Annotated in this window: 29 protein-coding genes and 1 pseudogene; 21 read left to right on the top strand and 9 right to left on the bottom strand. The window is 77.5% G+C overall.

Going from position 1 to position 21,950, the window contains the following annotated elements:
* Nucleotides 1–85: 85 nt before the first annotated feature.
* Nucleotides 86–418, top strand: a complete 333-nt coding sequence (locus ABD994_RS13765) for a hypothetical protein (RefSeq protein ID WP_345415288.1) — start codon at nt 86–88, stop codon at nt 416–418.
* On the opposite strand, the gene ABD994_RS13770 is transcribed toward ABD994_RS13765, so the two are convergent.
* From ABD994_RS13770 to ABD994_RS13780, 3 genes and pseudogenes are all read right to left on the bottom strand, one after another.
* Nucleotides 379–585 carry a hypothetical protein gene (locus tag ABD994_RS13770; RefSeq protein WP_345415291.1) on the bottom strand — a complete coding sequence of 69 codons (207 nt, stop codon included), beginning with the start codon at nt 583–585 and terminating at the stop codon, nt 379–381. The two genes, ABD994_RS13765 and ABD994_RS13770, sit on opposite strands and share 40 nt — an antisense overlap.
* Before the next feature lie 82 nt (nt 586–667).
* Nucleotides 668–1,900 (bottom strand): annotated as a pseudogene (locus ABD994_RS13775) (carboxylesterase/lipase family protein); the annotation flags it as partial.
* 97 nt (nt 1,901–1,997) lie between these two features.
* On the bottom strand, nt 1,998–2,501 hold the full coding sequence (locus tag ABD994_RS13780; RefSeq protein WP_345415294.1) for a MarR family transcriptional regulator: 504 nt from the start codon (nt 2,499–2,501) through the stop codon (nt 1,998–2,000).
* A gap of 371 nt (nt 2,502–2,872) precedes the next feature.
* Between ABD994_RS13780 and ABD994_RS13785 the strand changes: the two genes are divergently transcribed.
* Together ABD994_RS13785 and ABD994_RS13790 are read left to right on the top strand one after the other, a co-directional pair.
* A complete protein-coding gene (locus tag ABD994_RS13785) occupies nt 2,873–3,100 on the top strand; it encodes a hypothetical protein (protein WP_345415297.1) in 228 nt (75 codons plus the stop codon).
* Nucleotides 3,097–3,282, top strand: a complete 186-nt coding sequence (locus ABD994_RS13790) for a hypothetical protein (protein WP_345415300.1) — start codon at nt 3,097–3,099, stop codon at nt 3,280–3,282. Before ABD994_RS13785 ends, ABD994_RS13790 begins: the two co-directional genes overlap by 4 nt.
* A 5-nt stretch (nt 3,283–3,287) precedes the next feature.
* Here the strand turns inward: ABD994_RS13790 and ABD994_RS13795 are convergent, their stop codons facing one another.
* On the bottom strand, nt 3,288–3,599 hold the full coding sequence (locus ABD994_RS13795) for a 2TM domain-containing protein (protein WP_345415303.1): 312 nt from the start codon (nt 3,597–3,599) through the stop codon (nt 3,288–3,290).
* Nucleotides 3,600–3,814: 215 nt separating this feature from the next.
* Here ABD994_RS13795 and ABD994_RS13800 point away from each other — a divergent pair, with 215 nt between their 5' ends.
* From ABD994_RS13800 to ABD994_RS13810, 3 genes are all read left to right on the top strand, one after another.
* Nucleotides 3,815–4,594: a SpoIIAA family protein gene (locus tag ABD994_RS13800; RefSeq protein WP_345415305.1), complete on the top strand. Its 780-nt coding sequence runs from the start codon at nt 3,815–3,817 to the stop codon at nt 4,592–4,594.
* A gap of 136 nt (nt 4,595–4,730) precedes the next feature.
* The gene (locus ABD994_RS13805; RefSeq protein ID WP_345415307.1) at nt 4,731–5,228 is read left to right on the top strand and encodes a universal stress protein; all 498 of its coding nucleotides are present in this window, start codon (nt 4,731–4,733) and stop codon (nt 5,226–5,228) included.
* A 16-nt stretch (nt 5,229–5,244) separates the two neighbouring features.
* Nucleotides 5,245–5,664, top strand: coding sequence for a SpoIIAA family protein (locus ABD994_RS13810; RefSeq protein ID WP_345415310.1), 420 nt, complete (start codon nt 5,245–5,247; stop codon nt 5,662–5,664).
* A 2-nt stretch (nt 5,665–5,666) separates the two neighbouring features.
* On the opposite strand, the gene ABD994_RS13815 is transcribed toward ABD994_RS13810, so the two are convergent.
* The gene (locus tag ABD994_RS13815) at nt 5,667–5,789 is read right to left on the bottom strand and encodes a hypothetical protein (RefSeq protein ID WP_345415312.1); all 123 of its coding nucleotides are present in this window, start codon (nt 5,787–5,789) and stop codon (nt 5,667–5,669) included.
* Between the two features lie 607 nt (nt 5,790–6,396).
* On the opposite strand from ABD994_RS13815, the gene ABD994_RS13820 reads away from it, so the two are divergent.
* The 7 genes from ABD994_RS13820 to ABD994_RS13850 all read left to right on the top strand — a co-directional run bounded on the left by ABD994_RS13820 (nt 6,397) and on the right by ABD994_RS13850 (nt 11,896).
* Nucleotides 6,397–7,017, top strand: coding sequence for a hypothetical protein (locus ABD994_RS13820; RefSeq protein WP_345415315.1), 621 nt, complete (start codon nt 6,397–6,399; stop codon nt 7,015–7,017).
* 148 nt (nt 7,018–7,165) lie between these two features.
* Nucleotides 7,166–7,360, top strand: coding sequence for a hypothetical protein (locus tag ABD994_RS13825; protein ID WP_345415318.1), 195 nt, complete (start codon nt 7,166–7,168; stop codon nt 7,358–7,360).
* Between the two features lie 28 nt (nt 7,361–7,388).
* The gene (gene ppsA, locus ABD994_RS13830; protein WP_425550055.1) at nt 7,389–9,800 is read left to right on the top strand and encodes a phosphoenolpyruvate synthase; all 2,412 of its coding nucleotides are present in this window, start codon (nt 7,389–7,391) and stop codon (nt 9,798–9,800) included.
* Complete coding sequence (locus ABD994_RS13835; protein WP_345415321.1) at nt 9,797–10,099, top strand: dsRBD fold-containing protein; 303 nt, start codon at nt 9,797–9,799, stop codon at nt 10,097–10,099. Before ppsA ends, ABD994_RS13835 begins: the two co-directional genes overlap by 4 nt.
* An 8-nt stretch (nt 10,100–10,107) precedes the next feature.
* The gene (locus ABD994_RS13840) at nt 10,108–10,800 is read left to right on the top strand and encodes a universal stress protein (protein ID WP_345415324.1); all 693 of its coding nucleotides are present in this window, start codon (nt 10,108–10,110) and stop codon (nt 10,798–10,800) included.
* Complete coding sequence (locus tag ABD994_RS13845; protein WP_345415326.1) at nt 10,797–11,564, top strand: sigma 54 modulation/S30EA ribosomal C-terminal domain-containing protein; 768 nt, start codon at nt 10,797–10,799, stop codon at nt 11,562–11,564. The genes ABD994_RS13840 and ABD994_RS13845 overlap by 4 nt, the downstream gene beginning before the upstream one ends.
* Nucleotides 11,561–11,896: a hypothetical protein gene (locus ABD994_RS13850; protein WP_345415330.1), complete on the top strand. Its 336-nt coding sequence runs from the start codon at nt 11,561–11,563 to the stop codon at nt 11,894–11,896. The genes ABD994_RS13845 and ABD994_RS13850 overlap by 4 nt, the downstream gene beginning before the upstream one ends.
* Here the strand turns inward: ABD994_RS13850 and ABD994_RS13855 are convergent.
* Nucleotides 11,841–13,400 (bottom strand): serine/threonine-protein kinase, encoded by a 1,560-nt coding sequence (locus tag ABD994_RS13855; protein ID WP_345415333.1) that lies wholly within the window; start codon nt 13,398–13,400, stop codon nt 11,841–11,843. The genes ABD994_RS13850 and ABD994_RS13855 overlap by 56 nt on opposite strands.
* A 170-nt stretch (nt 13,401–13,570) precedes the next feature.
* Between ABD994_RS13855 and ABD994_RS13860 the strand changes: the two genes are divergently transcribed.
* From ABD994_RS13860 to ABD994_RS13870, 3 genes are all read left to right on the top strand, one after another.
* Nucleotides 13,571–14,038 (top strand): Hsp20/alpha crystallin family protein, encoded by a 468-nt coding sequence (locus tag ABD994_RS13860; RefSeq protein ID WP_345415336.1) that lies wholly within the window; start codon nt 13,571–13,573, stop codon nt 14,036–14,038.
* Nucleotides 14,039–14,293: 255 nt separating this feature from the next.
* The gene (locus ABD994_RS13865; RefSeq protein WP_345415339.1) at nt 14,294–14,692 is read left to right on the top strand and encodes a SulP family inorganic anion transporter; all 399 of its coding nucleotides are present in this window, start codon (nt 14,294–14,296) and stop codon (nt 14,690–14,692) included.
* 89 nt (nt 14,693–14,781) lie between these two features.
* A complete protein-coding gene (locus tag ABD994_RS13870; RefSeq protein WP_345415343.1) occupies nt 14,782–15,003 on the top strand; it encodes a hypothetical protein in 222 nt (73 codons plus the stop codon).
* 167 nt (nt 15,004–15,170) lie between these two features.
* Here ABD994_RS13870 and ABD994_RS13875 read toward each other — a convergent pair whose 3' ends face one another.
* Nucleotides 15,171–15,419 (bottom strand): hypothetical protein, encoded by a 249-nt coding sequence (locus ABD994_RS13875; RefSeq protein WP_345415345.1) that lies wholly within the window; start codon nt 15,417–15,419, stop codon nt 15,171–15,173.
* 141 nt (nt 15,420–15,560) lie between these two features.
* On the opposite strand from ABD994_RS13875, the gene acsA reads away from it, so the two are divergent.
* From acsA to ABD994_RS13900, 5 genes are read left to right on the top strand one after another with little or no spacing between them, the layout of a single operon-like run.
* A complete protein-coding gene (acsA, locus tag ABD994_RS13880; protein WP_345415348.1) occupies nt 15,561–17,345 on the top strand; it encodes an acetate--CoA ligase in 1,785 nt (594 codons plus the stop codon).
* A complete protein-coding gene (gene pdhA, locus ABD994_RS13885; protein WP_345415351.1) occupies nt 17,342–18,325 on the top strand; it encodes a pyruvate dehydrogenase (acetyl-transferring) E1 component subunit alpha in 984 nt (327 codons plus the stop codon). The genes acsA and pdhA overlap by 4 nt, the downstream gene beginning before the upstream one ends.
* Nucleotides 18,322–19,353, top strand: a complete 1,032-nt coding sequence (locus ABD994_RS13890) for an alpha-ketoacid dehydrogenase subunit beta (protein WP_345415354.1) — start codon at nt 18,322–18,324, stop codon at nt 19,351–19,353. Before pdhA ends, ABD994_RS13890 begins: the two co-directional genes overlap by 4 nt.
* 18 nt (nt 19,354–19,371) lie before the next feature.
* Nucleotides 19,372–20,637: a dihydrolipoamide acetyltransferase family protein gene (locus tag ABD994_RS13895; protein WP_345415357.1), complete on the top strand. Its 1,266-nt coding sequence runs from the start codon at nt 19,372–19,374 to the stop codon at nt 20,635–20,637.
* Nucleotides 20,634–20,891 (top strand): phosphopantetheine-binding protein, encoded by a 258-nt coding sequence (locus ABD994_RS13900; protein WP_345415360.1) that lies wholly within the window; start codon nt 20,634–20,636, stop codon nt 20,889–20,891. Before ABD994_RS13895 ends, ABD994_RS13900 begins: the two co-directional genes overlap by 4 nt.
* A gap of 33 nt (nt 20,892–20,924) precedes the next feature.
* Here ABD994_RS13900 and ABD994_RS13905 read toward each other — a convergent pair whose 3' ends face one another.
* Both ABD994_RS13905 and ABD994_RS13910 read right to left on the bottom strand, forming a co-directional pair.
* Nucleotides 20,925–21,521, bottom strand: a complete 597-nt coding sequence (locus ABD994_RS13905) for a proteasome activator (RefSeq protein ID WP_345415363.1) — start codon at nt 21,519–21,521, stop codon at nt 20,925–20,927.
* 116 nt (nt 21,522–21,637) lie between these two features.
* On the bottom strand, nt 21,638–21,904 hold the full coding sequence (locus ABD994_RS13910; RefSeq protein WP_345415366.1) for a DUF1876 domain-containing protein: 267 nt from the start codon (nt 21,902–21,904) through the stop codon (nt 21,638–21,640).
* Nucleotides 21,905–21,950 lie beyond the last annotated feature (46 nt).

The raw sequence follows: 21,950 nt of genomic DNA on the forward strand, positions 1-21,950 counted from the left end.
CGTCCGTCCGGGACCTTCGGCTCTGGGGGGCCGGGAGCGCCCGCGTCAGGGTGCGCGGGACGGACACCGGCAGGAGGGCGAGACGATGAGCACGACGACCACCGGCCCGCGGCGGCGCGGCCACGACGGCGGCCCGGCCCACCCGGTCCCGGAGACCCCGCCGGCCGCTCCCGAGCCGGCGCCCGAGCCGGCCGGGGCGCGGTGGGTGCAGGACGGGGTGCGCACGATGGCCGCGGTGCAGGACGCCCTCCCGGCGTCCGACTGGCCGATCTACCTCACCGCCGGGGCGCTCACGCTCCTCGGCGTCGTGGACCTGCCCGTCGCCGTCGGCGGGACGGTGCTCTACCTGATCGGCCGGCACTGGCCCCTGCCCCGGGATCAGCGCACGCCGGCCCAGAGGGCGCGCTCGGACGCGTAGGGGTCGTCCACGACGGTCGAGGGGACCCCGAACCGCATGACCGCCCGCCGGGTGGTCCCGTAGCGGGTCCAGCCGGGGTCGCCGCCGGCGGCGAAGGCGATCCAGGCGCCGTGCACGGCGTCGGCGAGGCCCTGGGGCGGCGTGGGACCGAGCGCGCCGCCCATCATCTGGGCCGCGGCCCAGGTCGAGCGTGTCGAACACGAAGGGGATCTCGAGCGCGTGGCAGGCGCCGAGCCGGCCCCCCAGCTCCGGCGACGGCCACGCGAACTCGTAGACGTACGTGGCGCCCGGCCCCGCGGCGTGCGCGTCGGCCAGGCGCACGGCCGGCACCCGGACCCACCAGTCGGTCAGCAGGTCGGCGAGCACGTCGCCGGCGGAGATGTCCGGCCGGCCCGCGCGGTAGTGCCGCAGCGCCACGTCCGCCGGGAGCCCGAACGCCGCGGTGCTCCACGCACCGCACGAGGCGACCGGGCCGGCGAGGGCGTCGTCGGTCACCTGGTCGATGAACCCGCCCAGCACGGGCCCGAACCGCCAGTCGTCGGTGTTCGTGCCCAGGAGCAGGTCGACGCCGGCCGAGGCGCCGGCGGCGACGAGCTCGAGGGGCGGGCCCGGGACGACCTCGCCGTCCACCACGGGGTGGAAGGGCATCGTGCTGGCCACCACCTCGCTGCCCCAGCGCGCGGGGTCGGGGGCGCTCAGCACCTCGCCGTCGATCACCGCCTGGGCCTCGAGGAGGCGCTCGGCCGGCACCTCGGCGATCGCCGGGCGGGTGGCGGGCACCCCGAGCAGGTCGGCGAGCCGCGCGCCGATCCGCGCGGCCTCCGCGGCGGGCACGACGTGCTGCGCCGCGCCGCTCTGCAGCACCGCGCGCCGGAACAGGCCTTCGGCGCGCGGCACGGCGAGCAGGACGCCGATCGACATCGCGCCCGCCGACTCGCCCGCGACGGTGACGCGGTCCGGGTCGCCCCCGAAGGCCGCGATCTCGTCGCGGACCCACGTCAGGGCCGCCACCTGGTCGAGCAGCCCGAGGTTCGCGTCGTCGCCCGGGCCCAGGTAGAGGAAGCCGTCGGCCCCGGTCCGGTAGTTGATCGTCACGCACACGACCCCGTCGCGGGCGAACCGGCTGCCGTCGTAGCTCCCGCCCGACGAGAAGCGGAAGGCCCCGCCGGGGATCCAGACCAGGACCGGGAGGCGGGCGCCGGGGTCGGGAGTCCAGACGTTGAGGTTGAGGCAGTCGTCCCCCGGCTCGGCGGGATCGAACAGGAGCCCCTGCGGGTCGGCATCCCACTGCGGCTGGGGCGGTTCGGGCCCGAGGGCGGTGGCGTCGCGGACGCCGTCCCACGGCCGCGGGGGCCGGGGCGGCCGGAGGCGGCGCGGCCCCACCGGCGGCGCCGCGTAGGGGACGCCGAGGAAGGCGCACACCCCGGAGGGCGTGATCGTGCCGCGCAGGCGGCCCCGCCCGGTCCTCACGACGGTGTCCATCTCCACACCCCTCCCTGGTCGGACGCCCTCGAGGCCGGGCGCGCGGGCAGGACACCGGGGCGTCGGTGTCGACCGGCAGGGGAGGCGGGCCCGGAACTCACGGTCGTTCGGCACTCCCGGCGTCCATCGCCCCGCGGACGTCGCGTCGGACCCCGACGCCGTCGCCCGCCCGGGCCCGCAGGGCCGCGGCCATGCCGCTGATCAGCTCCGTGACGACCCGCCGCAGCTCCGGGTCCTCCAGCAGGCGGGGGTCGGCGCGCTCGAGGGCGAGGTCCAGGTCCTCGGAGAAGATCGAGAACATGGCGGCGATCGCTGCGTGGCCACGCGGGGTGAGCTCGACCAGCAGGCGGCGGCGGTCACTGGGGTGGGCGCGGCGGGCAGCGAGGCCGGCCTGCTCGAGACGGTCGAGCAGCGACGTCGCTGCCGCCGGAGAGAGCCCGGCCCGGGCGGCCACCACCGACGGCGACTGCGGGCCGTCGTGCAGGAGGTGACCCAGCACCGCGGCCTCGGTGGTGCTCAGGCCGACCACGGCCGCCATGGTCCGGCGGTAGCTGTCGGAGGCGACGATCAGTTCGCGTACCCGGCGGGCCAGCTCCTGCATCGGATCCTCTCCGTCGGGCCTCTCCGCGTCGCGGGGCCGTCCACGCTAGGCCGCGTGGTCGGGCCCGCCCAGCCCGGAAGGTCCTGTCCGGATCGGGACCAAGGTCCCTGGCGGAACCGGCGGGCCCGGGGCCACACTGCCGATCCGACGGCGCCGCCCCGCCGGTCGTTCGCGTGCCCGACGATCCCGCGGTCGAACAGATCGGCGAAGATGCGGCGGACGGCGACTGTCCGCCCGCGCCGCGCCTCCCTAGCGTCGGGAGGCGCCCCGCCGCCGCGCTGCCTCTCCAGGTCGACGGGGACAGGCCGCCGGTGGTCACCCGATCCCCCCCGAGACCACCGGCGGCTCCTCACTCACGACGGGACCGTCGCATGCACTTCGAGATGTACGGCATCGGCTGCGCACTGTGCGGCCGCGCCTCCCAGGCCTGGCTGCACGACCGGCTCTGGCCGTGCGGGTGCCCCGCGCCCGCGCTACGACCGTGGGTGTCCGAGGCGGACCGGGCGGGCTCGCTCGCCGACCTCGCCCTGGCCGCCCACCGGCGACGGGCGGCCGCCGCCGAGCCACGGCCCCCGGCCCCCGCGGCGGTGCCGGCGTGAGCGGGACGGGCCGCTCGGCCCTGCCGACCCCGCCCCTGTGCGAGCGCTGCTGGTTCCCGGTCAACCCGGGCGAGCCGCTGCGACGCCGCCTCGTCCACTCGCTGGACGGGGGTGTCGTCGCCGGCTTCGAGCACGCCGCGACCTGCACGCCCCAGGAGCCCGTCGTCGACGACGCCGCCTGACGCGCTCAGGACCGCATCCGGCCGATCTCCTGCTGGATCCGGTCCTCGGTGACGGGGTCGGGCCGGTAGACGTCCCACGCGTTCGCCGCGAGGCCGACGCCCCACCCGAGGATGGGGAAGATCGGCCAGAACAGGTCCGCGCCCGTGATCGCCCAGATCACGACGAGCATGCTGTTCACCAGCACGTAGACGAGCACGTGGGTGCGGAAGTCGGCGCGCTTGCGGAGGCGGGTGACCGCCCGTTGCCGCAGCTCGTCCTCGCTCGGCGTCGCCGCGGGCGGGGCCACCTCGTCGAAGCGCTCGTCCTGGGTGTCCATCTCGGTCCTCCCTCTCGCTCTCGCGCCACCGTCGGTCCACGCCGCCGGCTCGTGGAGGGCCGTGCGGGGCGGCGGCGGGGACGGACCGGCACCGCGCCGGCGGGACCAACGGCCCGACAGCGGGGTCGATGGCCCGTGGTCCCGCCGGCGCCGCCGGCGTGCCATCGGGGTCCGGGCCGCCCGCCCCGGGCGGCCGCGGACGCGCAGGAGGCACCGTGCTCGAGAAGTTGACCGACGTCCCGCCCGAGATCGACGGTGTGCTCGCGGGCGGCATGCTCACCCGCGCCGAGTACGACGCCGTCGTGCTGCCGATGCTGGAGGACGCCGAGCGCCGGGACCGGCGGATGCGGGTCCTCTGCGAGATCGACGACGACTACGCGGGGCTCACCCCACCCGCGCTGTGGGAGGACCTGCGGCTCGGGGTGCGGGCGATCGGACGGTTCGCGGCGTTCGCGGTGGTCACCGACGTCGGATGGCTGCGCGCAGCGACCCGGCTCGCCGCCTTCGCGGTGCCCTACCCGCTGCGGGTCTTCGGTGTCGACGAGCGCCAGGACGCCGTCGCGTGGCTGCTGGCCGTGCAGGACGGACCCCGCATCCACACCCGGACCTACCCCGAGACCGGGGTCGTGGTCGTCGAGGTCGACCGGGCGCTGCGGTCCGCCGACGTCGACGCGCTCGCAGCGGTGGTCGACGACGAGCTGCGGGACGCCCGCGAGCTGCGCGGCCTCGTCCTCCACGCCCCCGGGATCCCCGGCTGGGCGAACCTCCCCGCCCTGTGGCACCACCTCGGGTTCGTCGCCGGCCACCAGCGCCGCATCCGGCGCCTGGCGCTCGCCATCGACGGTGCCGTCCCGGCCGCCGGCGCCGGCATCGCGGACGCCGCGCTGCACCCGACGGTCCGGCACTTCCCGTACGAGGACCTGGACGCCGCGATCGGCTGGGCCGCCGCCGAGGACGCCCGCGCCGGATCCGCGGTCCCGGCCGGGACGGGCTGACGCCGGAGGGACGTCCGGCCCGCGGCACCGGGACCGTCGGCCGGTCCTTCGCCCCTGACCGGGTGCGGGCGTCGGCGGCGAGGCTGCCGGCGGCGCGCACCGCGCCGCACCCGGAGCGAGGACGAGGGGATCGACGATGCCGGAGGAGAACGAGCGGCCGCTGGTGGTGGTCGGGGTCGACGGGTCCGACCACGCCACCGTGGCGCTGCGCCGGGCCCTGCACGAGGCGGCACGCCGCGGCGCGCGGGTGCTGGCCGTCGCGGCCTGGGAACGCCCGCCGGTGACGCTCGAGGCGTACTACGGCATGCCGCTGGACGACGCGGTGACCGACGCCCGCGTCCACGAGCAGCGCACCCGGGCGGTCGTCGACGCGGTGCGGGCCTCCGAGCCCGCCCTCGCGGATGTGCCGGTGGAGGTCGAGGCCGTGGCCGGTCACGCCGGCGCGGCGCTCGTCGAGCGCGCCCGCGGCGCCGACCTGCTCGTGGTGGGCCACCGGGGACGTGGCGGTCTGGCCAGCGTGGCGCTCGGATCGGTCGGGCTGAGCTGCGTGCTCCACGCGCCCTGCCCCGTGCTCGTCGTGCCGATGACGTCCACCGCCACACCGGAGCCGGCGACGGCCGGCGCCGCCCGCTGACCGGAGGAGGAGCACCGTGCTGGAGCGGATGACGGGACTGCCGGAGGGCGTGGTGGCCCTGCGGGCGGTCGGACGGATCACGGCCGGCGATTACGCGCGGGTGGTCGAGCCGATCATCGAGGACGCGTGCGCAACGGGCCGGCGGCTGCGGCTCCTGCTGGCGCTCGGTCCGGAGTACGAGGGCTTCACCGCCGACGTCGTCGCCGAGAAGACCGGCACCCTGCTGCGCCACCCGGCGATGGCGCGGTGCCTCGAGGGCTACGCGCTCGTCAGCGACATCCGGTGGATCTCCGAGCTCGTGCACCTGGCCGGCTTCCTGCTGCCCTTCCCCATGCGGGTCTTCCCGGACGCCGGGTTCGACGACGCCGTGGCGTGGCTGGCGGCGCTGCCGGCGGCGCCGGGCTCCGTCGGACCGCACGCCCCGGTGACCGCGTGAGCTCAGCTCGCGGTGTGCGGCACGGGGAGCTGCACGGGGAGCTGCGCGGTGAGCCAGCGGTCGACCAGCGCGGCGATCTCGGCCGCGGCGGTGGCCCGCACGACCAGGTGCCCGAGCGCGGGCACCAGGCCGCCGAGCAGCTGCTGCGCCGACCGGTGAGGTCGAGGAGGACCTCGTCGAGGTCGCCCACCAGCAGCAGCGTGGGCACCCGGACCTCCGGCAGCCGTGACGCCGCGAGGTCCGGGCGCCCGCCCTGGGAGACGACCGCGTCGACCTCGGCGCCGTCGGCGGCCGCCCACAGCGCGGCGGCCGCGGCGGTGCCGGTGGCGCACCAGGCGACGGGCAGCGACCGCGTCGAGGGTTGGTCCCGCACCGCGCGGCTGACCCGGACGAGCCGGGCGGCGAGCACCGCCACGTCGCCGACGTGCTCGCGCCGGACGTCCTCCCCGGCCGTGAGCAGGTCGACCGTGGTCGTGGCGAAGCCGGCACCGTGCAGCATCCGGGCGACCGCGTGGTGCCGGGCGGTGTGGCGGCTGCTGTTGGCGCCGCGCGCGAGCACCACCAGCGCCCGCGGCTCGGGGGGACCACGACGGGCACCGCGACGAGGCCGTCGGCGTGGACCGTCACCACCGCGGACCCGTCGTCGAGCGGGTTCACGATCGACGCCGGCGACCGTCCGATCCGGGCGGCGATCCCCTCGTCGGTGGGGTCGCCGGCGGGGTCGAGGCGCAGGTGGACCTCGTCGACGGTGCGGAGCCACGGCAGCGTCTCCAGCACGACGACGGCGTCGGCCTCCCGCCGCAGCGCCTGCACCGACGCGGGGGTCGCCACGGGCATCCCGACCACGACCCGCGCCGCGCCCCGGGCCCGGGCGACCGCCACCGCGGCCAGCGCGGTCGCCGGGGTGACGGCGCCGTCGCCGACCACGACGACGGCGCGGCCCGCCAACGGCACCGCGGTCCCGTCCGGGTGCCAGTGGCCGGCCTCGCGCCGCACGACGACGGCCTCGCGCCGCTCCGCCTCCTCGAGCGGCACCGGCGACCCGGCCGCCAGCGTGACGGCGACCCCGTCCTCGGCGACGGCGCCCACGGTGACGTCCGGTTGCAGGGGGAGGCCCACCTCCCGCACCACGACCACGTCCAGCGCTGCCCCCAGGGCCCGCGCGACCTCCGCGGCCACCCGGACCCCGCTCCGGGCCAGCGCGAGCACGACGGGGTCGTGCGCCCGCTCGTCCCCGAGAGCGCGCGCGAGCCGGGCCCCCGCGTCGGCGCGGTCGACGAAGAGCACCGGTCACGCCGTCGTCGGGGGTCTGCTCATGCCGGCGACCGTGCGCGGAGCCGCGACGGCGGGTGAGCGGCGAAGGTCCCGTCCCGTCCCACCCGGAGGTCCCGCGCAGCGGGAGGCAGGGCCGGAGGTCCCGGCGGGCCCGGCCCGACGGTCCCGGGCGCCGGTCGCTTCGACCCTGGTCGCCCTGCGGCGCCCGACGCCACGGTCGGCAGCCGTGACCGCCTGGCTCTGGGCCCCGCTGCTGCTGCCCCCGGGACTGATCGCCCTCGTGCTCCTGCTCGACGCGGTCGACCGCCGCCTCACCGAACACCTCGTCCCGCGCGCGGCGCAGCGCGTCCCGGAGGCGGCGACGCCGGCCGTCGAGGAGCCGGACAGTCCGGTCGGGGAGCAGCTGCACCCCGCGGCGTGAGCGACCGATCCGCACCCCGGGAGGACCCGTGAGCACCCCCGTGAGCACCACCGTGGAGCGCCCGACCGGCGCCGCCGTCCGACCCCTGGGGGAGCTGCGCGCCGCCGACTCCGGGGAGGTCGGGGGCAAGGCGGCGCACCTCGGCGAGCTGATCGGCGCGCACTTCCCGGTGCCGGACGGGTTCGTGCTGCCCGCCGGGGCCTACCGGGCGGCGATGGACGCCGCCGGGGTCCGGGCCGCGCTCGCCGCCGGGCACGAGGAGGCGCTCGCCGCGGGACCCGACCGGCTACCGGCGCTCTGCGCGGCGCTCGCCGAACGGGTGCGCGGCACCGGGATGCCCGCGGCGCTCGAGGAGCACGTCCACGCGGCGTGGAAGGCGTTGGGGGAGCCCGTCGTCGCCGTGCGCTCCTCCGCGGTGGGTGAGGACGGGGCCCGCGCGTCGTTCGCCGGCATGAACGCGTCCTTCACCAACGTGCGCACCGCCGAGGAGCTGGTGCACCGCATCGTCGACTGCTGGGCCTCGCTGTTCGGTGCGCGGGTGGTGGCCTACCGGAGCGCGCGCGGGTACCGCGACGAGCCCGCGATCGCCGTGGTCGTGCAGGCGATGGTGCCGGCCGACCGTGCCGGGGTCGCGTTCACCGCCGACCCGCGCACCGGCGACCGCAGCCGGGTGCTCGTCGAGGCGGCCCTCGGTCAGGGGGAGGTCGTGGTGGGCGGGACCGTCGAGCCGGACACCTACGAGGTGGAGGCCGACGGGCTGCGCCTGCGCTCGATGCGCGTCGGGCACCAGACCCACGAGGTCGTGCGGGGTCCCGACGGCGCCGACCGCACCGTGCCGCTGGACCCCGCACGCGGCGACGCGCCGGTGCTGACCCCCGACGAGGTCGTGGCGGTCGCGGAGCTGGCCCGGCGCGTGGAAGCCCACTACGGGCGTCCCCAGGACGTCGAGTGGGCCTACGCCGGCGACCGGCTCTGGCTGGTCCAGGCGCGGCCGGTGACCACCGGGGCGGACACCGCCGCGCCGGCGGGCGGGGTGCTGCTGCGCGGGCTCCCGGCGACGCCGGGGCGGGCCACCGGACCGGTCCGGGTCCTGCACAGCCCCGACGAGGGCGCCGAGCTGCGGCCGGGGGAGGTGCTCGTGGCGCCGCTGACCAACCCCGACTGGCTGCCGACGCTGCGCCGTGCCGCCGCGATCGTCACCGACACCGGCGGGGCGACGTGCCACGCGGCGATCGCGGCCCGCGAGCTCGGGGTGCCGTGCGTGGTCGGCACCCGGCGGGCGACGTCGGTACTGGCCGACGGCCGGGTGGTCACCGTCGACGGCGGCGCCGGCGAGGTCCTCGACGGCGAGCGTCCCGCCGGTGGCGTCGTGGCCACGCGCCCCGTGGGCGCCGTCGTCCGCCCGGACGGGCCGCCCGTGCTCGGCGGGGTCGCCGCCGAGGCGGTCGCCCCGCTCGGCACCGAGGTGCACGTGAACCTCGCGCTGCCCGAGGCCGCCGAGCGGGTGGCCGCCCGCCCGGGAGTGGACGGCGTGGGCCTGCTGCGGGCCGAGTTCCTGCTCACGGCGGCCCTCGGCGGCGTGCACCCGCGCGAGGTGGTGGCCCGCGGCGAGCAGGACCGGTTCGTCGACCGGGTCGCCGAGGCGGTCGGGACGATCGCGACGGCCTTCGCGCCGCGTCCCGTGCTCTACCGGACCACCGATCTGCGCAGCAACGAGTTCCGGGGGCTCACCGGCGGCGAGCGCCACGAGCCCGCCGAGAACAACCCCATGATCGGCTTCCGTGGCGCCTACCGGTACCTGCGCGAGCCCGAGGTGTTCGCCCTCGAGCTGCGCGCCCTCGCCCGGGTCCGCGAGCGGTCGCCCAACCTGCACGTGATGCTGCCGTTCGTCCGCACCCGGTGGGAGCTCGAGGCCTGCCTCGAGGTGGTCGACGCCGGGCCGCTCGGCCGGCAGCGGGGCCTGCAGCGGTGGCTGACCGCCGAGGTGCCGTCGGTGGTCTACTGGCTGCCCGAGTACGTCGCCTGCGGCATCGACGGCGTCTCGATCGGCAGCAACGACCTCACCCAGCTCGTGCTCGGGGTCGACCGCGACAGCGAGCGCTGCGCCGAGGTCTACGACGAGGCCGACGCGGCGGTCGTCGACGCGATCGAGTGCATCATCGCCACGGCCCGCAGGCTCGGGGTGCCCTCGTCGCTGTGCGGGCAGGCCCCGTCCCGACGCCCGGAGTTCGCCGAGGTGCTGGTCCGGGCCGGGATCGACGCGGTGTCGGTGGACCCGCACGCGGTCGACGCGGTGCGGGCCGCGATCGGGCACGCCGAGCGTCGCGTCCTGCTCGGGGCGGCCCGGTCAACCGCGGAGCCCGCGGGACCTCCGGCCCCCCGACGCGGCCCGTCCGCCCGCTCCGCGGCGCGGACCGGACGACCGACCGTGGAGGCATGACGACCCCCACCTGGACGGTGACCGTCACCTTCGAGGGCGGCGACCACGGCACGACCTGGGCCCGGGCGGTGCTCGACACCGCGCCGGACGACGTCCTCGGCTCCGCCGAGGTGCTCGCGGTCGAGGGCCGCGCCGTGCGCTGGCCCGACCACCCGGACGTCGCGGCGATCGGGCGGGAGGCGGCGGCGGCCCGCGCGCTGGTGGAGCTGGGGCACCGCCTCGGCGACCGCGCCCTCGACGACGCCTTCGCCAACGCCTACGGCCGCCCGGCGCTGGGCGCCGCGCCCGAGGGGCACTGACCGCCGCCGTGGGCAGCACCGCGCTCGCCGTCGTGCTCGGCGTCGTCTGGGTCGGCAGCGGGCTCCTCGCCGCGTTCGTCCTGCTCGGGCGCCAGGGCTACCGCGACTGGCGCTGGTACGTGACCGGCGCGGTCCTCGGGCCGCTGTTCGTGCCGGTGGCGGCCGAGCGCGCGGACCGCTCGGTGCGCGTCCTCGACGCGGGCCCGGACGCGGTGGGGGCGGGCGCCACCGTCGTCGTCGGCGTGGACGGCTCCTCCGGTGCGGACGAGGCCGTGCGGCTCGCGGTGCCCCTCGCGGCCGTCGGGGCCCGCGTCGTCCTGGTCGCCGTCGTCGACCCGGACGCCGGCGACGGGCCGCCGGACGACGAGCGGCGCGTGCGCGCCCGGTCGTTGCTCGACGACCGGGCGCGGTGGTTCGGGCGGGGGAGTGCCGTGACCACCGAGGTCGTCGGCGGCCAGCCCGCGCGGGCCCTGCTGGCCGTGGCCCGGGCCGAGGGCGCCGCGGTGATCGTGCTCGTGCCGCGCCCCGCCGGGCCGCCCGCGGCGGCGGCGCACCTGCTCGGCGACGTCGGGTGCCGGCTGGCGCACCGCGCCCCGGTGCCCGTGCTGCTCGCGCGCCCCCCGGCGTCCCGGTCGGCGCCGGCCGCCGGGTCGAAGGACCCTGCCGTGCACGACCGCGCGGGCTCACCGTCGCGACCATGACTCCCCGCACCACCCCCGCCCCCTCCCGCCTCGCCCCGCCCGTCGTGGAGATCCGGGGCACGATCGCCCGCGACCTCCCCGAGTACACCCGGGACAAGGTGCTGGCCGCGCTCGACCACGGCGTCCGCCCGACCGGGCCGGCCCGGGTGCGCATCGTGCGGCACGACGACCCGGCCCGGGAGCGGCCGGTGGTCGCGAGCGCGCACGTCGACCTCGCCGGTGTCCGGCTGCACGTGCACGTCGTGGGCGCGACGCCCCGGGAGGCCGTGGACCTGCTGGTGGACCGGCTGCGCCGCCGCGTCGGCGACGTGCACGCCCGGCGGCAGCCGCGCCATGACGGCCCCGCCGGTGCCCGCGCACCGGAACCGGTCGTCGATCGCCACGACGTGGTGCAGGCCGTGCCGACCTCGGTGGCCGACGCCGTCGCGGTCATGGACGCCCGGGACGAGGCGTTCCACCTGTTCGTCGAGCGCACCACGGGCCGGCGTGCCGTGGTCTACCGCTGCGGACCGGCGGGCCACCGCCTCGCCCTCGAGGACGGCTCGGCGCCGCCCGCCGCGGAGCGCGCCGGGATCACGGTGAGCCCGGTCCCGGCGCGTGCGGCGAGCCCGGAGGAGGCGGTGGAGCACCTGCGGCTCGGCGGGTGGCCGTTCCTGTTCTTCCGCGACCGTGCGGGCGGCCGTGCCCGTGTCGTGCACCTCGACGACCGGGGCCGGGCCGTCCTCGTCGACGTCGAGGCGGATGGGCCGCGGACGGCGTCGTGAGCCGGCGGGACGTCGCGGCCGGGCTGCTGGTGCTCGCGGCGGTGGTCGTGTGGATCGTCGGCGGGGCCGCGTGGTCGACGCCCTCGGGGACGCGGGGTACGGCCGTGCTCGTGCTGGCGCTCGGGGTCGCGGCCGCCGTGGTCGGTGGTGGCTGGGTGTCGCCCGTCCCGTCGCTCGCGCTGCGCGCCCCGGGGGCGCTGGGCCTGCTGGCCGTGGTCGCGGGGGTCGTGGCGCTCGCGACGGGCAGCCCGGCGGCCCTCGTCGTGCTCGTGCTGCTCATCCTGGCGCTGTGGGCGCTGGCGACCCTGCGGCACGTGTCCGGTCCGCACTGACGGGCCCGGCGGACGGTGCCCCGTCGAGGAGGAGGCCCGGGAGGGACCCGACCACGACGTGGCGGGACGTAGGCCGCGGGGTGCGGGTGGTGGAGGTTCGGTCGGGGGTGGCGCCGGTGCTGCGGTCGTCGTGGCGGTCGTCGTGGCGGTCGTCGTGGCGGTCGTCGTGGCGGTTGTCGTGGCGGCGGTCGGTCGTGCGGTCGGCAGGGCCGTCGGTCGTGCGGTGGGTCGTGCGGTCGGTGCTGCGGTCGGTGCTGCGGTCGGTGCTGCGGTCGTGCTGACGGCGCTCGGTGGCGCCGTCGCTCACGCGATCCGGCGAGCGGTGTCTCGTGGGGTCGGACGAGTCGGAGGCCGACGGCTGCGGTGTCCTCGTGGGCCGGCTCCTCGTCTGCTCTCCCGACGCGTCCGGCGTCCGCGTCGGGACCGCGGAGCCGCTCTCGTGACGGGTGGACGACCTCACCGCGGCCGGGGTCACGGAGTCGCGGCGGGACACGGCGTCCGTGGCGGGGCCGCCGGCGTCGCCGTCCAGGGGCGGCCCGGCCGGCAGGTCGCCCTCCACGACGCGCCCCTCCACGACGCGCCCCGCCTCGACGCGCCCCGCCACGGCGCCTGCCGCGGGGGGTGCGACGAGCGCCGAGCCGCCCGGGGCCGGTGCCCCGACCAGCGCGACCGCCGTCGAGGCCCCGAGGACGATCCCGCCCGCGACCACCACGGCGGCCGTCGCCCGGGCCACCGGGTGCGGGGCCGTCGGGGGCGCGCCCGGCGTCCCGGCCGCCCGTGCTCGGGCGGCCCGCAGCCGCTGCGCCACGTCCGCCATGTCCGGTCGGTCCTCGGGAGCCGTCGCGGTCATGCGCCGCGCGAGGGACCGCACCTCCCGCGCACCGGCCGCGCGGGCCGGCAGCGGCGCCTCGCCGAGCACGCGGCCCAGCGCGTAGACGTCGGCCGCGGGGCCGGTCTCCCCGTGGTGCTGCTCGGGCGCCCGGTAGCGGGTGTCCTCGGGCAGTCCGGACCACCGCTCGAGGAGCGGGGCCACGCCGCAGTCGGCGATCATGGGTCGTGGCCCGCCGAGCAGGACGCGGTCGGGGGTCAACGCGCCGTGGGCGCCGCCGTAGCGGTGGACGGCGGCGAGGGTGAGGGCCAGGTCCTCGCCGAGGCGCGCCAGCTCCTCGACGGTGAAGGGTTCCGACGACCGCTCCTCCAGCGTCGGGCCGGGAACGGACTGGCAGACCAGGAACACCCGGCCGGCGTGCACGCCCCCGTCGTAGAGCTCGACGAGCCCGGCGCGGTGCAGGTGGATCGGCGCCATCGGCGACGGCGGCAGCGTGGGATCGGGGTCCGACCCCGGTGCGGGGGCCACCAGGACGACCGCGACGTCGCGCTCGAGGCGCCGGTCCCACCCGTCGTGGACGCGACGACGGTGGTCGGCGCGGCGCAGCGCGCCGATCCGGTAGCGACCGCCGATCAGGTCCCCGGTGGCGGGCACGCGGGTCTCGACCAGCTCCACGACGTCCTCCCCCCACGTCCTCGGTGGTGGCGAGCGTGCGGCGCGCACCCGTGCGGTGGCACGGCCGCAGGCACCGGGAGCGTGGGGCCGGGGTGCCGCCCCGGCCAGGGCCGTTCGTCCCTGGAACCGGGAGGTGCCCGCGCCGACCGTCGGGGTCGGAGGTGGAGAACATGTCGATGATCCGACGCCAGCCCATGACCTCGACGGACATCTTCCGGCAGTTCGACCGGATGTTCGACGACTGGATGCGCGCCTTCCCGGCCCGCGCGTGGGACCAGCCCGCCCTGCGGGCCCCCGAGGAGGTGATCAAGGTCGACGAGTACCGCGAGGACGGCGACCTGGTGATCAAGGCGGAGATGCCCGGGATCGACCCGGACAAGGACCTGCGGCTGTCGATCGACAACGGGATCCTCGACCTGCGCGCCGAGCGCAGGGTCACCGAGGACACCGAGGACACCGGCTACCGGCGCCACGAGCTGAGCTACGGCTCCTTCGCCCGCCGCCTGCCGCTGCCCGAGGGGGTCGACCCGGCCGCGGTGAGCGCCGCGTACAAGGACGGGATCCTCACCGTGCGCGTGCCGATGCCGGCCCTGGAGAAGGGGGCCGAGCCGACCCCGATCGCCATCGAGAAGGGCTGACCGCCGACCGGCCCCCGAGCGAGGAGCGGCCGGGCCGCCTCACTGCGGCCCGGCCGTTGTCCTGAGTGGACAACAGTTGCGCTTCCTGTCCCTCGCTCGGCGGGCGGCGGACGGGTCTGGACGCTCCGGCGGCTTGCTCCGCACGGCGCCCCGGCGGATCGTGGAGGGCCTCTCTTCGGGAGACCGTGCGCGGGGCGCGTACGGGTCGGTCACAGGGGTCGGGCGCGGGGGCGCATCGCGATGCACGGAGCCGACGTGCTGGTCGTGTTCGAGACCGACCTCGAGGTGGCGCCGCACGTGCGCCGCTGCGTCGACGAGGTCCGGGCGGCGGGCACGCCGATCGTCGTCACCCACGACGCGCCCGACGACCTGCCGGGCGTGCCGTGGCGACTGCACCTCGCCGGCGCCCTGTCCTTCTTCACCAGCTCCGGCGCGGCCCTCGTCCTCGCCTCGGCCAGCGCGCCCTGCACGACGTTCCACCTCGACCTGGAGCGCCTGGACTTCCTCGGGCTCCGCGGCTGCGAGGCCCTGCTCAGCGGCACCCGCACGGTCCGGGAGAACGGCGGGGTCCTGCGGATCGAGCACCCGTCGCTGCCCGTGCGGCGCGTGCTGCGTCGCGGTCTCCTGGGGGCACGCAACGTCGCGGTGTCCTGAACGTGGGTGTCCGGGACCTTCGGCCCTGGCCGGCGTGGACGGTCCGCGCCCACGGTCGCGGTGTCCGGCCCCGACGAGAACGGGACACGATGACCCTCCAGCTCAGCCGAGCTCCCTTCCCCGACGTCCCGGAGACGACGATCGTCGTCCAGGCCGTCGAGCGGCTCGCCAGCGAGTTCCCCACCTGCCACCGCACCCTCGTGACCACCACCGTGGCGCAGTGCCGACGCGACCTCGACGGCTCCCCGCCCGGTGCGATGCCCGAGCTCCTGGAGCGCCTCGCGCCCCAGCGCCTCCGCCAGGAGTGCTGACCACGGAGATCCTTGCGTGGAGTTGCGACCGGTGGGTGATCGTCCGGGCACGGAGCGCGATCTAGGCTCGGCGGGGTCGTCGAGCTCGTTCGACCTCGATGACACCCCCGCGCCGCCGGCCGTCCCTGCCTCCCCCCGCGAGGACGGCCGGCGGTCGCCCACGCCCCTCAGGTAGGCCCGCTCCGCCCCACCGGGTCCCGGCGGGCCGCGTCGAGGACGGCGTCGCCGGCCCGGGAGCGCGGCGACCCCAGCCACCGCGGCGGCCCGATCTCCGGGCTGCCCGCGAGGGGCTCGTGCCGCGCGGGCCACCGCTCGAGGTGCTCGAGACGGGTGTCGACGCGTCGCAGCAGGCCGACGATCTCGTCGAGCCGGTCGAGCACCGCCGTCAGCGGGTCGTGCTCCCTGTCCTCGCCCATGTCTCCTCCGTTCCCGATCCCTGGTGGGGGGGGCAGCTCGACCGTGCGCCTCGCGTCCCGGGGCGGGCAGGGACACGGGACGACGCCGGAGGGGCCGTTCGTCCCTGACGCGGGAGGCTGTCCGCCGGGACCGTCCGTGACGTGACCGAGACGGTGGACATGATCGTCAAGCCCGACAGCGTCCGGCGGTCCGCGCGGATGCCCGACTACGACCGTGCCCGCCGGACGTTCTCGTGGGCCGCGGCGCGCGCGGAGATGAGCGGGCTCCCCAACGGTCGGGGCCTCAACATCGCGCACGAGGCGGTGGACCGGCACGCCGCGGTCCGCGGGGACCGGACCGCGCTGCGGGTGCTCGGCGCGGACGGCACCACGACGGACGTCACCTACGCCGAGCTGCGCCGCCGGACCAACCGGTTCGCGAACGCCCTCGGGGCTCTCGGCGTGGCCCGGGGCGAGCGGGTGTTCACGCTGCTCCCGCGCGTCCTCGACCTCTACGTGGCCGCGCTCGGCACCCTCAAGGCGGGCGGCGTGCTCTGCCCGCTGTTCTCCGCATTCGGGCCCGAGCCGGTCGCCGAGCGCCTGCGCCTGGGGGAGGGCCGGGTCCTGGTGACCACGCCGCGGCTCCACGCGCGCCGGGTCCGGCCGGTGCGCGCCGCCCTGCCGGCGCTGCGCCACGTGCTGCTGGCCGGTGACCCCGCCGACGGGCCGGACGACGGGGAGGAGGGCCTGACCTCCCTCGCCGCGCTGCTCGACGCCGTCGACGACGACTTCGCCATCCCGCCGACCGACCCCGAGGACCCGGCGCTGCTGCACTTCACCAGCGGCACGACGGGCACGCCGAAGGGCGCGGTCCACGTGCACGACGCCGTCGTCGCCCACCACGCGACCGCGCGGGCCGCCCTCGACCTCGGGCCCGACGACGTCTTCTGGTGCACCGCCGACCCCGGCTGGGTGACCGGCACGTCCTACGGGATCATCGCGCCGCTGACCCACGGCGCGACGCTGCTGGTCGACGAGCGCGAGTTCGACGCCGAGCGCTGGTACGACGTGCTCGCCGGGCAGCGGGTGACCGTCTGGTACACCGCGCCGACCGCGCTGCGCCTGCTGGTGCGCCACGGCGAGGCGGCGGTGGCCCGCCACGACCTCTCGGCGCTGCGGCACGTGGCGAGCGTGGGCGAGCCGCTCGACGCCGAGGTCGTCCGGTGGTCGGCGGAGGTCCTCGGCGTACCGGTGCACGACAACTGGTGGCAGACCGAGACCGGCGCCATCATGATCAGCAACTTCGCGGCCGAGGACATCCGCCCCGGGTCGATGGGACGGCCCCTGCCCGGCATCGAGGCCGCGGTCCTCGAGCGCGGCCCCGACGGCCGTGCGTGGCGCGCCGACGGGCACGTCCGCCCGGTGCGGCCGGGCGTCGACGGCGAGCTCGCGCTGCGCGCGGGGTGGCCGTCGATGTTCCGCGGCTACCTGCACCAGGAGGAGCGGTACGCCGCGTCCTTCGCCGAGGGCTGGTACCTCACGGGCGACGTGGTCCGGCGCGACGCCGACGGCTGGTACTGGTTCGCCGGCCGGGCCGACGACGTGATCAAGACCGCCGGGCACCTCGTCGGCCCGTTCGAGGTCGAGAGCGTGCTGATGGCCCACCCGGCCGTGGCCGAGGCCGCCGTCATCGGCAAGCCGGACCCGGTGGCGGGGGAGCTGGTCAAGGCGTTCGTCACGCTGCGGCCGGGGTGGACGCCCGACGCGTCGCTGCACGACGAGCTGCTCTCCTACGGTCGGCAGCGCCTCGGCAGCGTCGCGCCGCGGGAGCTGGCCGTCGACCCGCACCTGCCCCACACCCGCAGCGGGAAGATCCTCCGGCGGCTCCTGCGGGCCCGCGAGCTGGGCCTGCCCGAGGGTGACCTGTCGACGGTGGAGACGTCGTGAGCGCCACCGTGGCCGACGACCGCCTCGACCTGCTGCGCGGGATGGTGCGGGTGCGGCGCTTCGAGGAGCGGTGCGTCGAGCTCTACAGCACCGAGCGCATCCGCGGCTTCATGCACCTGTGCATCGGGGAGGAGGCCGTCGCGGTCGGGCTCGTGGGGGCGCTCGAGCCCGGCGACGCCGTGGTCTCCACCTACCGCGAGCACGGCCACGCCCTGGTCCGCGGCGTCCCGATGTCCGCGGTCCTGGCCGAGATGTTCGGGCGTGCCACCGGGTGCAGCCGCGGCCGGGGCGGCTCGATGCACCTGTTCGACGCCGCCCGGCGGTTCTACGGCGGCAACGCCATCGTCGGTGGGGGCCTGCCGGTCGCGGTCGGCCTCGGGCTCGCCGACGCCCTCACCGCCCGCCCGGTGGCCACGGCCTGCCTGTTCGGCGACGGTGCGGTGGCCGAGGGCGAGTTCCACGAGTGCCTCAACCTCGCGGCGCTGTGGCGGCTGCCCGTGCTCTTCTGCTGCGAGAACAACCGCTACGCGATGGGCACGGCGCTCGAGCGCGAGCACGCCGAGACCGATCTCGCGCTGCGGGCCGCGGCCTACGGGATGCCGGCCTGGGCGGTGGACGGGATGGACCCCGAGGCCGTGCGCGCGGCCACCCAGCGGGCCCTCGCCCTGGTGCGTGGCGGTCCGGGGCCGTGCTTCCTCGAGTTGCGTACCTACCGCTTCCGCGCGCACTCGATGTACGACCCCGACCGTTACCGTGACCGCGCCGAGATCGCGCGGTGGCGGGAGCACGACCCGGTCGACGGGTTGCACGCCCGCCTCCTGGCCGACGGCGAGCTCGACGACGAGGGCTGGGCGCGGCTCGTCGCCGAGGTCGACGCGGAGATCCGCGAGGCGGAGGCCGTGGCCGAGGCGGCCCCGGTCGAGCCGGTCGAGGACCTGCTGCGGTTCGTCGGGGCGGAGCCGACGGGGGAGACGCCGTGAGCACGGGGACGGCGGCGGCCGCGACCACGAGCGGCACCGACCGGGGGCCGACCTATCGCGAGGCGTTGCGGGAGGCGCTGCGGGAGGCGCTGCACGCCGACGAGCGGGTCTTCCTCATGGGCGAGGACGTGGGGCGTTACGGGGGGTGCTTCGCGGTGAGCCTCGGGCTGCTCGAGGAGTTCGGGCCCGACCGCGTCCGCGACACCCCGCTGTCCGAGTCGGCCTTCGTCGGCGCCGGCATCGGCGCGGCGCTCGGCGGACTGCGCCCGATCGTCGAGATCATGACCGTCAACTTCAGCCTGCTGGCGCTCGACCAGATCCTCAACAACGCGGCCACGCTCTCGCACATGTCCGGCGGGCAGTTCTCGGTGCCCCTGGTCGTCCGGATGACGACCGGGGCCGGCCGCCAGCTCGCCGCGCAGCACTCGCACAGCCTGGAGGGCTGGTACGCGCACATCCCCGGCCTCCGGATCGTGGCGCCCGCGACCGTCGCCGACGCCCGCGGCGTGCTGGCCCCGGCGCTGGCCTGCCCGGACCCGGTGCTGCTCTTCGAGCACGCCGGGCTGTACGGGACGACCGACGACGCGCCCGACGGGCCCGGCGCGGACGACCCGGCCGGGGTCGCCCTCGACGGCGCGGCCGTCCGCCGCCCCGGCACCGACGTGTCGCTGGTGACCTACGGCGGCATGCTGCCGACGACGCTGGCCGCCGCCGAGCGCCTCGCGGAGGACGGCACGAGCGCCGAGGTCGTCGACCTGCGCTCGTTGCGCCCGCTCGACGAGGAGACCGTGCTCGCGTCGGTGCGGCGCACCCACCGCCTCGTGGTCGTCGACGAGGGCTGGCGCAGCGGCAGCCTGGCGGCCGAGGTCGCGGCGCGCGTCGCCGAGCACGCGTTCTACGACCTCGACGCCCCGCCCGAGCGGGTGTGCTCCGCCGAGGTGCCCGTGCCCTACGCCGCGCACCTGGAGCGGGCGGCCCTGCCGTCGGTCGACGGCGTCGTCGCCGCGGCCCGCCGGACGGTGGGCTGAGCGGTGGGGGAGTTCCTCATGCCCTCGCTCGGGGCCGACATGGACGAGGGGACCGTGGTCGAGTGGTCGGTGGCGCCCGGCGACGAGGTCCACCGCGGCGACCTGATCGCCGCGGTGGAGACCGAGAAGTCGGTCATCGACGTCGAGTGCTTCGAGGACGGCGTGGTCGAGGCGCTGCTCGTGCCGGTCGGGGCGAAGGTCGCCGTCGGCACGCCGCTGGCGGTCATCGGCACCGACGGCGCGCCCGCGCCGTCCGCGCCGTCCGCGCCGTCCGTGCCGGCCGAGGTCCCCGCCCCCGACGGGCCCCCGCTGCCGCGGGCCACGCCGCCGGTGCGCCGCTTCGCCGAACGGCTCGGCGTGGACACCGGCGACCTCGCGGGCACCGGCCCGCACGGCACCGTGACGCACGCGGACGTCCGCGCCGCCACCCGTCCGGCCCCCGCCGCGTCCCCGGCCGGCGGACGCCTCCGGGTCACTCCCTACGCCCGGCGGCTCGCCGCCGAGCGGGGCACGCCCGTCGAGGACCTGCACCCGGGGACGGCCGACGGCGTCGTGCGGGGTCGGGACGTGCCGGCCGCCCCGCCCGCGCCGAGTGCCCCGCGTGCGGCGACCCGGGCGGGCGCCGACGGTATGCGTGCCGCGATCGCCGCGCGGATGACCCGCTCGCTGACGATCCCGCAGTACCACGTCGACGCCGTCCTCGAGGTCGGCGCCGCCCTCGACCGCCTGCGCGAGCTCAACCGCCGGGCCGCGGTGTCCGCGCGGATCGTTCCCGCGGCGCTGTTCCTGCACGCCGTCGCCCGCGCCGCGCGGCGTGTGCCCGAGCTCAACGGGCACTGGGTCGACGGCGCCCCGGTGCCGGCGACCTCGGTCGACGTCGGGGTCGTCGTCTCCCTGCGCGGCGGCGGCCTGCTCGTGCCCACGATCCCCGCCGCGGACGAGCTCGCGCTGCCGGACCTCATGACCGCGCTGCGCGAGGTGGTCGAGCGGGCGCGGGCGGGTCGTCTGCGCTCCTCCGACACCGCCGACGCCGGGCTCACGGTCAGCGACCTCGGGGACACCGGCGGGCACGCCGTCCACGGCCGGATCTTCCCGCCCCAGGTCGCGCTCGTCGGGCTCGGCGCCGTGGTGGCCCGCCCGTGGGCCGACGGCGACCTCCTGGGCGTGCGACCCACCGTCACCACCACGCTCACCGGCGACCACCGGGCCACCGACGGCGTCGTCGGCGGCCGCTTCCTGCACGCCGTCGACGACGTCCTGCACGACCTCGAGGAGTGGTCATGAGCCCCACCGCCGACGCCGCCGCGCGCGACCTCGTCCGCGACGCGCTCGCCCGGGTCGCCCCCGGGCCCGACCTCGACGCGCTCGCCGACACCGACGACGTCCGGGACGTGCTGGAACTTGACTCGCTCGACTTCCTCCGCTTCGTCGAGCACCTCGTCGCCGTCTCCGGGGTCCGCGTCGACGAGGACGACTACCCGCAGCTGCGCACCGTCGCCGACGCGGGCGCGTTCCTCGCCGCGGCCGGAGCGGTCTGACGGAGCCGTCCGACGGAGCCCGTGTGAGGCAGCTCAGAGGTACTGGCCGGACGCTCCCGCCCGCTCGCGCTGTTGCGTCGCCTCCTGCCGCAGCCGCTCGAGCTGCGAGCGCTGGGCCATCTGCTCGGCGGCGAAGGCCATCTGGGCGCCCTGGAACAGGCCTTCCAGCCAGCCCACGAGCTGGGCCTGGGCGATGCGCAGCTCCACGTCGCTCGGCACCCCGTCCGCCGGCAGCGGCACCTCCAGCGCCTGCAGCTCCTCGCGCAGCTCCGGGCCGAGGTGGGTGGACAGCTCGTCCATCGCGCGGGCCCGCAGGTCGCGGACCCGCTCCCGGGCGCGGTCGTCGAGCGGGGTCTCCCGCACCTCCTCGAGGACCTTGCGGATCATGGTGCCGATCCGGAGCAGGGGCCCGGCGTCGAGGACGTCCCGGTCGCCGGTTCCCGCGGTGCCGTCAGCCGCGGCGGGTGCCCCCGGCGGGGCCGGCGGTCCCGGCGCGACCGGCGGCGGACCCCCGTCCCGCGACCACCGGCGCGTGTCGTGCACGACGGGGCCCGCGGTCGGCGACGGCGCCGGCGCGGCCGCCGTGCCGGGTACGGGACGGGCGTCGTCCTCGTCGTCCGGCCTCGTCACCAGCATCCCTCCTCCGGTGGTCCTCCGGCGCCCGACGGTGCCACCGGTCGGGCGCGGCGGCCAGGGGCGAGCGCACCGGGCGGGCCGGGACGTTCGCCCCGCCGCGGCGCGACCGGTCAGCCGGCCAGGTGGGCGGCCTGCCCGGTCGCCTGCTCGATGTCCCCGATCGCCGCGTCCAGCAGCCGGTGCTGGAGGTCGGCGAGCGCGCGGGCCACCGCGAGCTCGGCGCCGATCTCGGGGACGTCCCGGTCGGCGGGGTGGCGGCGGGCCGTGCCGTGTCCCTCCAGGGCCGTCGCGTCGCGGGTGTGCAGGCGCGCCACCGCGTGCGTCCGCTCGTCCTGCTCGTCGATGTGGATGCTCGCGGTCCACTCCTCGGTGTGCATGGTCTCCGCCCTTCGTCGGTGCCGGCCTCCCGTGCCGTCGCCCCGA

This window comes from Actinomycetospora chlora (assembly GCF_039542135.1).
GTDB lineage: Bacteria > Actinomycetota > Actinomycetes > Mycobacteriales > Pseudonocardiaceae > Actinomycetospora > Actinomycetospora chlora.